Below are 15,108 nucleotides of genomic sequence, written 5' to 3' on the forward strand. Positions count from 1 at the left end.
CTGTTCAAGACAGACTTTGGTTAAAGACCATGCTTTTCTGGTTAAACCAGCGTATTACCTCAAGTCGCTTTATGGGGTAAGGGGATTTTGTGTCTGCGACATTTCTGTTATGCAAGAAATATGTACAATAAAATGAATTTTGTCGCTTTGCAAGCAAAATCCCACTAAACCCTATAGGTTGCGGATTTGAGGGTATATTAACCAACTTTAGCTTTCGTGATTCCGGGTGCAAAGGTAAAAGAATACTTACGATTCAAAAAAATTCTTCAATGCATATCGAATCGCACGATTGATAACATAAGAAGACTGCTTGCAATGCATCACTGCAATAACAACCACTTCATATCTATCAATCAAATAAAAAACCATATTAGGACCAATATTGAGATGCCTAACCTTAATGCCATCTGAAGAAAACTTTTTGTCCCAAATTCCTATATCAGGATTTTTCCTCAGCTCATTAACCTTATCAAGAATTCTTCGAAGAGATTTCTTTGCAGTTATCTCTCCAAAGTTATCAACAACATATTGCATATCTGCTCGTAGTTGTTCTGAAGCAAAAGGTAACCATCTCAGTTCCATCCCATAGCCTCCATGACAGATTTTTCTACTTGTTCTTGGGTCAAGCAACGACCAGCACGATGTTCTTTAACAGCATACTCCGCCAACTCTTTCATGAGTTCTGGTGACAGCTGATTTATCAAATCATCATTTCCATCTTCCTCATCATAAAGAGACATCTGTATCAATTCGGCAAGATTACTTCTATCTTCCCGACTCCAATTCTTGATTTCATTCCAATATGGAAGAACCATATTTGCTGTATTACCAGTTGTATACATAATTCTAGCCTCCTATTTATTCTAGTTCAACATTCTGCCGCCAAAGTTACGCTTTTTTCTCTAAACCACCAAGAAATTAACAAGAAATCTGCAAGTCATCAGCAAAATCTCCCGAAATCTGCGAAATTCAAAGACCGAATAGGTCTATATCTATATTTCGTAAACCTTTACAAAAAAAGTTATCATATACGAATACAAAATCTAATCATTAATAGAAATCAAATCAGAAATATTAGTAACCAGTTGTTCCCATCCATCCATAATGATACCAGGAGAATGCGTAGCTAATATAATCTGACTTACCATATATTTTTTCTATCTTTATGCTTTTTATCTTCATAACTGCCAATTACAAGATACTACCTAAAGAATCTGTTTTACTTCATCCACTGTCTTATTCAACATCTTAGCAATTTCATCAAGCGACATGCCATTTTCCTGCATTCCCTTAATCATCTTACGAAGCATCTCATCCTTCTCCTTCAATTCATTCAATTGCATTATTAGGGTATCTTTTTCTTCTAAGATTGAGAAGAATTCATCCTCAACATTCATCTGATACCTCATATCAGGATCAGCTGCAGCCGATTGAAGACGACGAACAATATATTCCATATCATTGTCACCCTCAAACTGCTTATCATCAACCTTGATCACCTTTTTATTATCCGCAACATTCGTCTGGTCAAACAAGCAAAGAACCTTCTCTAAGCGATTGTTAACCCTACCATGCAACAAAGGAATCTGCACTATGATACTATCATGCTGCAAACTCTCAACAAAAGGATCAGGAATTCCCGCCTCTACTTTTTTACCATCATAATTATAAGCATGATGGTTGACATATATAACAGGTTCTTCTATCTCACCGACACAATGTCCAAGGAGGTAGATTGCAACCATAGGAATAGCATACTTTCCATGCTCTTCCTTCCGCATATTCTCCTCGTTGTTATATTGCAGAGCAAGATACCGGCGGAAACGCAAAGTCTCAGTTGGCAGCCAAGTCTTTTGAAGCTCAATCAACATCAAATGTGGCTGATTATCTTCATCTAAAACAGTAGCAGCGAAATCGATTCTGAACATGGAGATAGATTCACGACGAGTCAGATTTGCATATTCATTCCTGCGAATCTTCACATCGATAACTTTCTTCTTCAACAATGCTGACAGAATGGTCTTAGAGATACGATTATCCTCCATCAAGTATTTGAACACTGCATCATAAAGTGGGTTTGCAACATAAACAACCATAATCTATCCTCCAACTATCAAAATGCAATCAGCAAACAGCGTCAATAATATATTTTTTATTTTTCCATCCAATTTTCAACAACAATACCATTAAGCCTTCCTATGTGCTTAACGTTTTCTGTAACCATAACCATATTATTTATGATAGCTGTAGTACCAATAATTATGTCAGCATCTTCAATAAGCTGACCTTTTTTACGGAGAAAAGCCTTTTGAACAGCAAATTCATTCCAAACATTTACCATTGGCAATATTGTTACATACTGGCAAAACACAGATACTGCTTTTATATTCTCAGACGGTCTATCGCTACACTGAGCACCATAAAGTAATTCATAATCATCCAAACTTGACAGGTTCTGACTTTGACTTTTTACTTTCGTTGATATTTGCTATAATATCTTCTGCCGACTGTTCACCAACCCATGAACCACAGCAACGTTCTATCATTTCCGTTGTTCTGTCGGCAGGTGCTTTGATTTCCTCTGCATTTGTTATCGACATGGAAAGTAAGGCAATAACTTCTATCTTATCTTCCTTGCTTAACTTTTCGAGTTCATGCCAATGAGGAACCTTACTTGCAAGCCTATTACTTAAAGCAACCATATTCATAATCTTCTCCTTTTAAACGTTCAACTTTGCCACAAAAATACGCTTTTTTCTCTAAACCACCAAGAAAAAAGAAAGAAATCTGCAAGTCATCAGCAAAATCTCCCGAAATCTGCAAAATCCCAAACCGAACAGGTCAAAATCTGCGTCATCTGCGAAATCTGCGTGCCTTTTATCTCAAGGCAGAAAACCCTGCAGGAAGAGGACGAAGTTGAAATCTACATGTTCGGCTAATACAAAAAAAAGAGGCGATTATACAATCGCCTCTTTAATACTTTCTACAATGTAACGAACATCATCATCCGATACCATCGGACCAGCTGGCAATCAGTAGTAGGAGTATCCACCATGAGGATTCTTTTCAACAGCAAAGATGCCATTTCATCCTGCTTGATAAAGGCCTAAAGAAAGACCTCCACAGCCCGCAAATAAGTCTATAACAGTATATTGCTCTTTTTTCATTATCAATTTTTTGTTTGCAACGTTATAATATTTTTTCAATACACAAATAACATAACAAAAACTTTATGTATTTTTAACCCACATTGCAGTCACGGTAACTACTCAGCACCCCTAACCAAGTATATGTGGGTAATCCTCCTTGATAAGGCTGATATAATCCCACGTATCTGCATCTATTTTATCTTTCTCTGATGCAATTTTATTCCAAACATTACGCAGCATATCTTCCAACAATTCACGCTCTTGACTTATGTAAGAAATTCTGCTATACATTTTGCTTCCCCAAGTTTCAAAATTCCTTTCCACTTCATCCCAAAGATGCGAATCTATCAAACGACAAAAGTTTGCCAATACTGCTTTATAGTTATGCAATGGAACATACGGAATATCTTCTTTTGCCATATAAGCTTTTCCGAAGATATCGGGGCTCATTACTATCCATTTTCTTCTAGAAGTATTGGAATGACCTAAAGCATCCAACTTATGTTTGGCTTGCTGACAAACATCTGCCTTAAAGACAAAAATAGCATCCTGTGAAATTGGAAATTCAGCTGCATTCAAAAGAGTCATCGTATGCTTAACCTTATTATTTAAGCTCAATGCCGTTATGTTCTTGGCTGACTGATATCCCAATCTCAATTCCACCATCAGCAGACTAGAGCCACTCTTATGATTATTATCATAATTGGCTATACCGATGAATGCACATTCTGGTAGATTGGATGTGTATGAAGAAAATCATTGTCAAATATCTGTGTCGCCATACTGCTGAATCCTTTCCAAAGCTATGTTAAACGATTCGAAAATAGGCTCAATGTCTTTACCTAACCACTTAAAGTTATAACGATAAGAACATTCTTGCTCTTCGCTGGAAGATATGTAGAAGTTTGTCTCCTCCAACACCTCTTCTCTTTTGGCAATGGCCTTGATGGCAGCAATAAAGTCGGGATCATGACTAGCCAAAATCAGTTTCGTTCCCAATGTCTTATGTATCAAAACTAGCAGTCTGGCATATTCCACAATCCACTGCGGATGCAAATGAACCTCAGGTTCATCAATCATCAAGATAGTTTTATCAACCAAATATCCATTCTTGATCAACTGATAAAGATAAGCAAAAGTCTTCATACCAGTAGCTATTTTTTCCACAGGCAATTTAAGATGCTCATCTTTTCGTTCGTAATAGAGTTCTGTCTCGCCTAGAAGGCTATCAATCTGTGAGATTTTACCATTAAGCAATCGAGCGATACGCAAGAGAAGCATCTTTGACTTATCCAAAGTCCTACCTAGAGAATGAGTCATGTTACCATGAAGACGCTGCAAGAACACATTGTCTGCCAAATTTTTAGCATTCAATGCCATAGGTGTATCAATATAAATAGCTCGTTCTATGTTAAACAATGAGCCCAGACTCTCCTCAGAGATTATATTGACATCATCCTCCCAAAGTTGCATCGACTCTGGAGCAACATCATCTTCACGAAGATACTCCTCAATAAAGCTATATACGTCTTTTATAGAGCGTGTACTAAGTCGCTTTTCCCAATCATCAAGCATCCTATCGGTCTGTTGAAACATTTTCGTCTCAAAATTATCAAATGTTTCAATGTTATCAGAATCCTCTATTAATTGATTTAAATAGTTTATAACCCTCACCTTTCTTAAGGCAGATACATCATCCGAAAGAAACTCAGGTCTTACCTGTTCTGTAAACTCGGCTACTATAGAATTATATTTTTTAGCCACCTCATCAACAGCTGCTCCAACATTAATTTCTTTTTTCAAAGCATCAATATTGGCCGCCAACGACAAGATTTCACTTCTACTACTGCGATACCCCCATATTTCTCGAATAGCACGTGCAAGAATCTGCAAACTATGTTTGAATTCATCATTTACACCCTTGCCTACATACTCATCGAATCTAGTGGCAACATCCACCATATAATACAACCATTTGGAAATAGTACTTTTGCCACTTCCATTAGGTCCAGCCAAAACTGTTATTCCATCTACCAGAATATCAGCATTTTCTATGGCATGATAATCGCTTATGTTAAATCTATATTTGCTCATAACAATTCCATTTTAAAGCAAAAATAAAGATTTCTCTTGGAAAAAACAAATCTTTAAGCAACAAAACGCTCTTTTTTAACTTTTTGAAACGATTATAGCGCTATATGTCTAAGGATTTCTTTTCATCTAACAAGAAAACGAGTATATTTGTATCGAAGTAAACCACTTGGTGGCCATGCTCCTCTAACCTTCTACCCCTATAGGTTCTTTACCTGTACGTTCCAGACAGCTTTTGCGAACCAAGTTCTCCAGTTTCTCCACCATTTTACGTTTGTTTTCCTTAGAAGCATTCCAACGGCGTAGAGCCTCTTCCCTTGTTAACTTTGTTGTATCCATATATTCTTCCTCCTATTTATTCTAGTTCAACATTCTACCGCCAAAGTTACGCTTTTTCTATGAAACCACCAAGAAAAAAGCAAAAATTCTGCAAGACATCAGCAAAATCTCCCGAAATCTGCGAAATCCCAAACCGAACAGGTCAAGATCTGCGTCATCTGCGCCATCTGCGTGCCCCTATTCCCAATGACCGCATAGATCAAAAAAACTGTGGGAATCTTTTAGAATAACAAGAAATTCGCAAAAAAGCTGTTATTTCATTCTCATTCTACTATTAATCTTTATTAATTTTATATCGAGATATACCATATATATGGAATATATTATGTATCTTTGCACCAAAATAGAACCATTTAAACAAATACAATTATGAGTACAGTTTCAGTAACACCTTCTAAAAGAAAGATCATCGACTTAAAAGATGATACTTTTAAGACCCTATCCATTATGGCTATTCAGAAGGGAACCAACCTCAAAAACTATATAGAGGATATACTTAATGGTATAGCCGAGGATTACGAAGACGCGAAGCTCTATGCCAAATTAAGAAAAGAGCAGCCAGAGGGTCTCATCCGTGCCAACAAAGAAGAACAAGAAGATTTTGAAAAGTGGTTAGGCGTATGAATGTCGAATTTTCCAAAGCCTTTATCAAAGCTTCCAAACGTCTTTCTGGCAAGATGCTCGATTCTTTAAAACGTACGATAGTAGAAGTTAAAGCAGCCAAAGGCATTCAAGATATCTCTGACTGCAAGAAACTTGTTGGGTATCGTAATATATATAGAATTCGTTTAGGATATTGTATTACATACCTTTAGCAAGGCGAATCCAGCCCACACAACAGAATAGAGGAAGATATAGCAAAAACATCCACCATATACAAAAAAAGAGGCGATTATACAATCGCCTCTTTAATACTTTCTACAATGTAACGAACATCATCGTCCGATACCATCGGACCAGCTGGCAAGCAGACACCTACCTTGAAGATAGCCTCACTTACACCATTCACGTATGCAGGAGCATCCTGATAAACAGGCTGCTTATGCATAGGCTTCCATACTGGTCGTGCCTCAATCTTCTTGCTCAACATAAAGACACGCAATGCCTCCACATTCTCATTTGGCTGACAATCAGTTGTAGGAGTATCCACCATGTGAATCACACCAGCAGCTCCACCAACGGCAGTCTTCACTACCTCCTTGTATGCATTCTCCTGACCCTGAATCTTCAGCTTAGGATCAAGTGTAATGGTGCAGAGCCAGTAGTTGGAATCATAGTCAGCATTAGGAGCCTCATGCAAGGTAACGCCCTCAACATCCTTCAAGAGTTCCTTATACAACTCCTGTACATGCTTATGGTGAGCGATGTGTTCCTCCAATACAGTCATCTGACCACGACCGATACCCGCACACACATTACTCATACGGTAGTTGTAACCGATGGCAGTATGCTGATAGTAAGGATAAGCATCACGAGCCTGAGTAGCATACCACATCACATTGTTCTTGCTCTCGGCATCCTGACAAATCAAGGCACCACCACCAGAAGTAGTAATCATCTTGTTACCATTGAATGACAATACGCCGAACTTACCGAATGTACCCAATACCTGACCTTTCCATCTAGAACCGCAGCCCTCAGCAGCATCCTCCACTACAGGGATACCATACTTTTCTGAAATCGCCATAATCTTATCGCAATCATAAGGCATACCATAGAGAGCAACAGGAACAATCGCCTTAGGATACTTACCCGTCTTCTCCTTACGGTCGATAATCGCCTTCTCCAGCAACTCCGGATCCATATTCCATGAATCAGGCTCAGAATCAATGAAAACAGGAGTAGCACCGAGATATGTAATAGGATGAGAAGAAGCACAGAAAGTAAAGCTCTGCACACAAACCTCATCACCAGGACCAACACCGCAAGCCAGCAAACCCAAGTGAACGGCAGCAGTACCAGCACTCAGCGCTACCACCTCACGAGACAACTCAGAGCCATCGCTGTTTTTTGAAACGAAAGCCTTGAGGTCATCCTCAAAACCATTCACGTTAGGCCCCAGAGGCACCACCCAGTTGGTATCAAAAGCCTCCTTCACATATTTCTGTTCCTCACCAGTCTCGCTCATGTGAGCCAGACAAAGATAAATCGTCTTTCTTTCTTCCATTTGTATATTGTATTTAAAGTTTATTCATTAACAAATTCCCCTCACTATCCCCAAGCTTCTCCAATCTGCCCCATCAAGCAACCCATTATCTCCAGGCGGTCCCAGCCCGCACAACATGGCGCAGACCTTTGATGGTCCGCCAACCATAAAGCGAAGCGGTTCCGAGCACCGGAGGGCGGTTTCCCTCTTCTTCCCTGAGGGGAGAAGACCGAGAAGAGAGGTGGAGCCTTCTTTAATGGTAAAGAAGGACGGGATGATTTTAGAAACCCTTCTTTAATGGTAAAGAAGTATGGGTACGTTTTCGAAAAAAATCTTCTTTCTAAAGAAAGCCAGAGAACTTCGAAAACAAAATTCTTTTCCCTTTAAGAATTCCTAGGAATCCCAAATATCCTAGAAATGCCCCCACACTATTATGTATTACATCATCCGTTTCACAAAGCCCTTTACAGAAGGCGAATTGTGAAACCTCAATGATCCCCGATAAGCAGATTCCAGCCAAGAGAATCTTCTTGGTATTAAACCAAGTCCTCCAAGCAACAATCCTATCGGCACGAAGAGAGCAATATTCAGCAACACTTCAATCAAGTCAGCAGGATAATCCACCCGATTCCAAATATCAAGATAGTTCCAAAATGGAATCAACTCAATATGCCGTTCCCCATGACTTACTCTACAAATCACGGTAGAACAAAGCACCAGGAAGTAATATTCCGCAAGCAAAGACCCAAGCACGAACCTCTTCGCCCTACTCCCTTTCATCACCAGCATCCCAATCACGAGTGCAACAGAAAGCACAAGAAAGGAGATGAGTACATACTCTACAGGAATCCTAGGATTCAGCCATTCGTAGAATTCATCCATGAAACACTAAACTTCCTCCCCTGCAAACTTCACCTTTCTACCAAGCACGGTAGCGAATATCATTTCGATATCCTTCCAGAAGGAGTAATGGCGATAATAATAGCAGTTAAGGCGAACCTTATCAGGGTATATCACCTTGTCATTATATTCTGTAGCAATATCTTGCATAGGGCGAGTATCACCCTCAGCCTGTTTCTTTGCCACATACACAGAAATCATTTCATCTTCCAGACGATATTTCAAGGTAGCAGGACCAGTGATGCCAGGACGAAGCTTCAGCACATCCCTGTCATCTCCCTCCAACTTATCAGCATAACCAGGAACATCAGGACGAGGCCCCACAAAACTCATGTTACCAATCAACACGTCCCAAAGTTCAGGCAACTCATCAATCTTATAATGGCGGAGCTTCGCACCAAACGGAGTGATTCTGCTATCACCCGCCACCGATACCGACGAACCATTATGACTCACCACCATCGAGCGGAACTTATGGCACTTAAACAACTTACCACCCTTTCCCACTCTCTTCTGAACAAAGAAAGCCGAACCTCCCGGCATCTTCTTATGAATAAGAAAAGCCACAAGCGGGAATAACCACCATATCAAAAGCAAACCGCAAAGGGATGCTACTATATCAAATAATCTTTTGAAAAGCATATAGTTTTATTTATTTAAAAACGTATAAAAGTTTATCCCTAAGAAAAAAAAGAAAATACGGAATTCTCGAAGATATGTAAACCCTCATTGTCAGAATACTATCTTCCGTCTTCTTTCAATTACTTCAGCCAACTCTCTTCTAGACAAAAATTTAAACTTAGTCAAAGGATAGAACTTAGCATGACTGCTATCAATCAGGACTCTTTCACTGATATTCTCCAACATTTCAGAAGCTTCCAACATCTCATAAAAGACATACTCACCTTTTTTATTCTTACCATATGGTGAAATAGCATCATAAAAGAGTAAAGCTAGCTCCTCATCAGATAACTGAGACTGCAACAAATTAATATAGCGTTGCTTCTTAATGATATTCCCATCCTGCTCCTTAACAAACTTAACAGTATTAAAAATATATCTGAAGAAATAACCTATATTACCCTCTGTGGAATCCACATACTCCTTATAATACAAGCCTATCTCATTCCTAGCAGCTTCAATAACGGAATCCAAAGGATTCTCTGTACTCAAATCCTCAAAGTACTTTTGTGCAACAGAAGACTTACTTAAGGAATGAGCATAATTAACAAAATTATAATAATATCCCTCAATAGATAAAACCTTGTGATTCTTCAAACTTTCAATAGTAGTTCTTCTAACATCAGAAAGAAGAGACATAATATTGAAAAAAGTCTCTTCAAAAGACACAATCTTTTGCGACTTCTCTGACAATTTAAACTGGTTACGCTGCTCTTTAAAGGTAATGAAAAGGAATAAGGTTGACGCAAAAGATAATAAATACCAATTGTTCCAGTCATCATATCGCCAAAATTATCTTTCAATGGGTCTAACAAGAAAGAAAACATACCGACATAATCTTCACCAAGCCATAGAACTGCAAGAAATATGCCCAACAAAATAAGACATATTAAAAGCAAAGCATAGGAAGCATATAATAGAATCTTAGTTTGTTTCATTTTAAATCATATTGTTTTTTAATCAAAGATATCAATATCATGGCCTGTTTATTAATTGAATCATAAGTAGGATATCCATCGTCACCTTTGACTATTTTGTTTGTTATATCCATAGAGGTTCCTAACTTTGAAAATTGTCCTACAGATAGAGTACGCTCATGACCATCAATATTCATCGTCACAGAAATATCCTCAAAGTTTTGACCATCTATCTCATAAAACTGTGACTGTGCATTTCTAGACGAACGTAATTTGTCAAAGAGATTCTTTTGAAAAAGAACACTTTTGGCTTTAATAACGTAATCTACAGTATAATCTTTATTAGTAACATGATCTCCTGCTAACTTAGAAACATTAAAGCCAGCATTACTAATACTACGCAATGTAATTCGCTTAACTCCCTTCGATTTTTCCATCGCAGAATCTGCTAATTCAGAAATGCCTACAGGCTGAATCTTAAGAATGGCATCATTATCCTTTTGAGAATAAAAGTTGAGCAAGTTTCTCTGTATGATAGTTGCAATGCCACTAGATGACATACTTTCAACAATAAGGAAGCCAACTACAGAATTCTCTGGTATATAAAATTTAAAAAAGAAAGGCTTTAATGGAGCATCCTCTTTCTTTTTAGTATAAAGATACTTACCGTTGTTTGAATTAACAACTACTTCTGAAGTTCCTGATTCTCCATACATTATCACACCTTCAAGCATACGCCCAATTCGGGTCAAGCTAAAAGAGCCATCATCATTTGGTGTATCTTCACAACTTTTTCCTCATCAACTTTTAGTATTTGATTTTTCTCGACTGTAGCTCCATCGCTCTTTTGGGTCATCTTACCTTTAAACTTCCAAGACTCAAACATATTTTCGATAATCGACAGCATATCTTGCTTAGCCCCGAAATCTGATAATATATATTCTTTTTTGGTATCGAAGCGCTTCTGTAATCGAATACTATATAAATTTAAAGCATAACTATTTGCCATATCTGAACTACGATTTTACAATAAAGATAGTATCTTCGTTTGATATATTACAAAAAGGATTTCTATAGAAATTGATAAACACTTTGCCTTCAAGAAGGAACTCGCCCAAAATCAATGACAACCGTTTACCGTCAAAATCAGTAAGAATGATGCCATTATAGGTAGTATCTTCTTCTTTATCTAAAAGATGATTCTCATCAGCAAAATCAACCAAGAATTGACTTAACTCTGAAAAGGTAAACGACTTTCCTTTATGCTCTGAAATAAAAGTCTTTACTATATTTTTAACTTCCATATCAGAACACAATAACTTTAATGGTCTATTATCATAATAGTATCTCATAATTCTAATACATCAATTATCTCAAAACCTTATATGCAAGCTTTAACAACCAACTTGGCGATATCATCAACCAATACATAGCATAGGCATAAACTACTGCCATAAATCCATAGCCCAAATCTTTCTTGATTTGCATCCGCAACTTCAATTGGCTTTTAGCAAACTCCTTACCATTGCGTCGATTTTTAAACATATCATCTGTCATTCGGAAATTAAGAACAACATCAGGTATATTAGCTATCTTACATCCGTGCTTATATCCCTCATGCCATAATCTAGTATCCTCATTACGAACATAATCTGTAGGATAAAGCCAACCAACCTTATCAAAAAAACTGCGTCTGAACATTACTGTTGGATGAGCCACAGGATTTCGTTTTGCAAAGAAAGCACGGCACTCATCTGCAGTACAAGGATAAGAAGTAACTTTTCCTCTATTCATGCCATTTTCATCAATTTCATTGATAGCTCCACCTACCGCATCTACTTCTGGGTGATTCTGCAAATAATTAACCTGCTTTTCAAATCGATCCGGGGTTGAAATATCATCAGCATCCATACGTGCTATAAATTGATAGTCAAAGGGCATAACAACAGCCAACAACTCATTCAGCGATTTAGCTAATCCTTTATTTTCATCCCTTTTATAGATATGAATCCTAGTATCTGATAAACTGGAGAGATATAAATCAACATCATCCTTTACATGACCATCATATTGAATATAAAAGTCAAAATCTGAATATGTTTGATTCAATATACTATTTATAGCTTGCGAAACATAGTCAACATTATCATTAAGATAAAGAGACATTATTACAGCAATTCTCATATCAAATTATTCTTTTGGAAGTTCAAATTCACAAATGAAGTGTCTTTCCCTCTTCTCCAATGGTGGTAATTCCATATAATTATTATAAAGATTTCTAAGATATTTATCTGTTTGATGAGGCAGATTTACTTGCAATCCTTCAAAAGAACCTTTTGTCACAGGAACAAATACATCCATATCAAATATCTCGCCATTATAATACTTACGCCCTGTAGGAATTCCCCATTGATTACCATTTTTGGAAGAAGCGACAAACTTATCAAACCAATATATCCATTTACTATGAGATGCAAAACCACACAAAGTACCTATTATCTTTTTAAAAACATATCGCTTCTTTAAACTAGAATCCAGGCCCATAAATTCCTTCAATTGAGGACTAGGATATTGTGTATAAAGTCTACAAATAGATATAAACTGAATACTATTTGCTATAAATCCCTTTATCTTCTGCCCCCAAATACTATTAGGAACTACATCTAATGGAAAAACATCCATAAATATACCTTTTGGAAAAGGAGACGTAACATTATGAATTTCAACATCTTTAGAATTCTTTCTAAAGATTTTCAAGAATACAGTGTTTGCATCTGAGCTTTTATTTGGATAAGTATATTCATATTTTTCACCTAATTCTCCATTTTCCAACAAATCGAGCAACACATTATAATCAGCACGAGGCATCATTACATCAAGATCATCGTCCCAAGGTATAAACCCCTGATGCCTAACAGCTCCTAAGCAAGTACCTCCTGACATCATATATGTTAGCTCATACTTATCGCATAGAGCTGCAACATCTTTATATATATCAAGAATTGCACTCTTAAGTTGAGCGGATTCCTCAGGAGACAATTCTCTTAAATAGTCACTCTTATGTGACAATTCACTCATTATCTGACTTTCTGATTTCATAAGTTATTATTTTAAAATTTCTATAGTTCGATGAATAGCATCCCTCATTTCATATCTAGGCTCAAACCCAATAGTTTTTATTTTATTATTGTCAAGAATAGCTGTCATCGCAATACTAAATCCCTTTTTCTCAGTATCTGAAGGCAAATCAAATATTATTCTCTTTCCATTTTCTTCTGCACAAAGTGCTGCAAAATCTTTTAAATGTATATTAGTTTTTTCACTACTAACATTATATGGAACACCTATTTCACCTTTCAAAAGAATGGTTAATAAACCTATTACTGCATCTGCAACATATGTATAAGAAAAAAACTGAATACCTTCACTTTTTAAAACAATGTCTTCATTTGCTATTGCTTTCAATATAAACTGAGAAGAAGCTTTTGTATCAGACAACAACATAGTTGGACCAAAAATACGGCATAAACGAGCAATTTTAACTTTAACATTACGCTCTGATTTATATGATTGACATAATGCCTCACATGTACGTTTAGATTCAGAATAACAAGCTCTAGAATTCTCTAAATTCAATCGTCCATTGTAATTTTCTGAAAAAAAACATCCATCTATAGAATTACCATAAACTTCTACACTGGAGGGATAAATAACAGACGCATTACAAGAAACTGCTAAATCCAAAGCATTGCGTGCTCCTTCTATATTTATCAGCATTGTCTCTATTGGAAATTGAGAATAAGCGAGTGGATGAGTATTACTCGCTAAAGGAATAATATAATCAACCTTTAAATCTTCAGGAAAAGGAACTTGTACATCCTGTTCTATAAAACTAAAATTAGACTTAGCATAGTATTCACCCAATCTAACTTGCGCTCTTTCTTTATTTCTACCAACAGCTATTACCTTCGTAAGTGGAATTTTCATCAAAACATCAATGAGCATTACTCCCACCATACCTGTTGCTCCTGTTACAAGAAAAGTTTTTCCAGACAGTTCATCCGTATCAATTGTATTCAAAATATTATGAATATCCTCTTGATAAAGGATATGTTTCTTAAAATTTTTCATTATATAAAAATATTATTTAAGCCATGGAGCCTTTGACACATGACGTAATGCTTTAAACAACTCAATATCTTCAACATTAGTCAATTTAAGTCCATTCTTTTCTGAACCTAAAACCAAATGTTGATCATCAATACCAATCTGACCTACCATCTGGCACATTGCTGCAGTTTTACTTCCTCCCAAACCTTGTTGAAGAGCTTTTTCTTGTGCAGCCAAAATAGTTCCTAAATGATAAGTATGAGGAGTCTGGGTTCGACACAATCGTTCACGAGGAGTATCAATATAACTTAAGTTCTGTCTATCTGCATGAAATTCCATAATTACTTCCTTACAAAGAAGTCCAGTTACAGCATAACCATATTCGTTACAAATCTTAATATTATTTGAAATAATATCCTCTGATACTAAAGGACGTACTCCATCATGGATAATAACAACTTCTTCATCACCTACACCTTGTTCTCTCAATCCTAATAATCCATTTCGTATAGATTGAAAACCACTATCCCCGCCAGGAAATATCCATTTCAACTTGGTTATTCCATACTGACTAGCATAAGCTTTCAAAACCATTTCCCATCCTTCTAAACAAACTACAGCAATTGTATCAATTTGAGGATGATTCTGAAAAGCTTGCATAGTATAGATAATTACAGGACAATCATCTATATTCATGAACTGCTTTGGTATATCCTGCCCCATTCTTGTTCCAGAACCGGCAGCCGTTAATAGTGCTATGTTCATAATTAATATT

21 protein-coding genes are annotated in these 15,108 nt (G+C 36.8%); 1 reads left to right on the plus strand and 20 read right to left on the minus strand.

From position 1 onward, the window contains the following. Window positions 1-246: 246 nt before the first annotated feature. From DW830_RS11380 to DW830_RS11420, 8 genes are all read right to left on the minus strand, one after another. Entirely contained in the window at window positions 247-582 is a 336-nt protein-coding gene (locus DW830_RS11380; protein ID WP_119249991.1) for a type II toxin-antitoxin system RelE/ParE family toxin, read from the minus strand. Beyond that, complete coding sequence (locus DW830_RS11385) at window positions 573-842, minus strand: hypothetical protein (protein WP_119249992.1); 270 nt, start codon at window positions 840-842, stop codon at window positions 573-575. Before DW830_RS11385 ends, DW830_RS11380 begins: the two co-directional genes overlap by 10 nt. A gap of 363 nt (window positions 843-1,205) precedes the next feature. Further along, complete coding sequence (locus DW830_RS11390) at window positions 1,206-2,096, minus strand: hypothetical protein (RefSeq protein ID WP_119249993.1); 891 nt, start codon at window positions 2,094-2,096, stop codon at window positions 1,206-1,208. 56 nt (window positions 2,097-2,152) lie between these two features. Beyond that, a complete protein-coding gene (locus DW830_RS11395) occupies window positions 2,153-2,443 on the minus strand; it encodes a type II toxin-antitoxin system VapC family toxin (protein ID WP_119249994.1) in 291 nt (96 codons plus the stop codon). Continuing rightward, window positions 2,436-2,708 carry a hypothetical protein gene (locus tag DW830_RS11400; RefSeq protein ID WP_119249995.1) on the minus strand — a complete coding sequence of 91 codons (273 nt, stop codon included), beginning with the start codon at window positions 2,706-2,708 and terminating at the stop codon, window positions 2,436-2,438. Before DW830_RS11400 ends, DW830_RS11395 begins: the two co-directional genes overlap by 8 nt. Before the next feature lie 570 nt (window positions 2,709-3,278). Next, complete coding sequence (locus DW830_RS11410) at window positions 3,279-3,767, minus strand: hypothetical protein (protein ID WP_147487258.1); 489 nt, start codon at window positions 3,765-3,767, stop codon at window positions 3,279-3,281. Between the two features lie 144 nt (window positions 3,768-3,911). After that, the gene (locus DW830_RS11415) at window positions 3,912-5,243 is read right to left on the minus strand and encodes an AAA family ATPase (RefSeq protein ID WP_119249997.1); all 1,332 of its coding nucleotides are present in this window, start codon (window positions 5,241-5,243) and stop codon (window positions 3,912-3,914) included. Between the two features lie 183 nt (window positions 5,244-5,426). Beyond that, window positions 5,427-5,579 (minus strand): protein tyrosine phosphatase, encoded by a 153-nt coding sequence (locus tag DW830_RS11420; protein WP_119249998.1) that lies wholly within the window; start codon window positions 5,577-5,579, stop codon window positions 5,427-5,429. Window positions 5,580-5,948: 369 nt separating this feature from the next. Between DW830_RS11420 and DW830_RS11425 the strand changes: the two genes are divergently transcribed. After that, window positions 5,949-6,203, plus strand: coding sequence for a hypothetical protein (locus DW830_RS11425; protein ID WP_089542550.1), 255 nt, complete (start codon window positions 5,949-5,951; stop codon window positions 6,201-6,203). A gap of 268 nt (window positions 6,204-6,471) precedes the next feature. Here DW830_RS11425 and DW830_RS11435 read toward each other — a convergent pair whose 3' ends face one another. From DW830_RS11435 to DW830_RS11485, 12 genes are all read right to left on the minus strand, one after another. Then, on the minus strand, window positions 6,472-7,746 hold the full coding sequence (locus DW830_RS11435) for a DegT/DnrJ/EryC1/StrS family aminotransferase (RefSeq protein ID WP_119250000.1): 1,275 nt from the start codon (window positions 7,744-7,746) through the stop codon (window positions 6,472-6,474). 319 nt (window positions 7,747-8,065) lie between these two features. Continuing rightward, window positions 8,066-8,245 carry a VanZ family protein gene (locus DW830_RS17385; RefSeq protein ID WP_158573492.1) on the minus strand — a complete coding sequence of 60 codons (180 nt, stop codon included), beginning with the start codon at window positions 8,243-8,245 and terminating at the stop codon, window positions 8,066-8,068. Then, window positions 8,164-8,607 carry a hypothetical protein gene (locus tag DW830_RS16140; protein ID WP_199656134.1) on the minus strand — a complete coding sequence of 148 codons (444 nt, stop codon included), beginning with the start codon at window positions 8,605-8,607 and terminating at the stop codon, window positions 8,164-8,166. The genes DW830_RS17385 and DW830_RS16140 overlap by 82 nt, the downstream gene beginning before the upstream one ends. A 6-nt stretch (window positions 8,608-8,613) precedes the next feature. After that, window positions 8,614-9,267: a sugar transferase gene (locus DW830_RS11445; RefSeq protein WP_119250002.1), complete on the minus strand. Its 654-nt coding sequence runs from the start codon at window positions 9,265-9,267 to the stop codon at window positions 8,614-8,616. Window positions 9,268-9,357: 90 nt separating this feature from the next. After that, entirely contained in the window at window positions 9,358-9,975 is a 618-nt protein-coding gene (locus tag DW830_RS11450; protein WP_147487259.1) for a putative phage abortive infection protein, read from the minus strand. Window positions 9,976-10,240: 265 nt separating this feature from the next. Beyond that, window positions 10,241-10,957: a hypothetical protein gene (locus tag DW830_RS11455; protein ID WP_147487260.1), complete on the minus strand. Its 717-nt coding sequence runs from the start codon at window positions 10,955-10,957 to the stop codon at window positions 10,241-10,243. Between the two features lie 14 nt (window positions 10,958-10,971). Further along, window positions 10,972-11,232, minus strand: a complete 261-nt coding sequence (locus tag DW830_RS11460) for a hypothetical protein (protein WP_119250005.1) — start codon at window positions 11,230-11,232, stop codon at window positions 10,972-10,974. A 7-nt stretch (window positions 11,233-11,239) separates the two neighbouring features. Next, entirely contained in the window at window positions 11,240-11,575 is a 336-nt protein-coding gene (locus DW830_RS11465; protein WP_147487261.1) for a hypothetical protein, read from the minus strand. A 16-nt stretch (window positions 11,576-11,591) separates the two neighbouring features. Beyond that, complete coding sequence (locus DW830_RS11470; protein ID WP_119250007.1) at window positions 11,592-12,407, minus strand: glycosyltransferase; 816 nt, start codon at window positions 12,405-12,407, stop codon at window positions 11,592-11,594. Between the two features lie 6 nt (window positions 12,408-12,413). After that, on the minus strand, window positions 12,414-13,322 hold the full coding sequence (locus tag DW830_RS11475) for a phosphorylcholine transferase LicD (protein ID WP_119250008.1): 909 nt from the start codon (window positions 13,320-13,322) through the stop codon (window positions 12,414-12,416). A 6-nt stretch (window positions 13,323-13,328) separates the two neighbouring features. Further along, a complete protein-coding gene (locus DW830_RS11480) occupies window positions 13,329-14,354 on the minus strand; it encodes an NAD-dependent epimerase/dehydratase family protein (RefSeq protein ID WP_119250009.1) in 1,026 nt (341 codons plus the stop codon). A 12-nt stretch (window positions 14,355-14,366) separates the two neighbouring features. Continuing rightward, window positions 14,367-15,098: a 2-C-methyl-D-erythritol 4-phosphate cytidylyltransferase gene (locus DW830_RS11485; RefSeq protein ID WP_119250010.1), complete on the minus strand. Its 732-nt coding sequence runs from the start codon at window positions 15,096-15,098 to the stop codon at window positions 14,367-14,369. Between the last annotated feature and the right edge of the window lie 10 nt (window positions 15,099-15,108).

Source organism: Prevotella sp. AM34-19LB (assembly GCF_003468525.1).
Lineage (GTDB): Bacteria > Bacteroidota > Bacteroidia > Bacteroidales > Bacteroidaceae > Prevotella.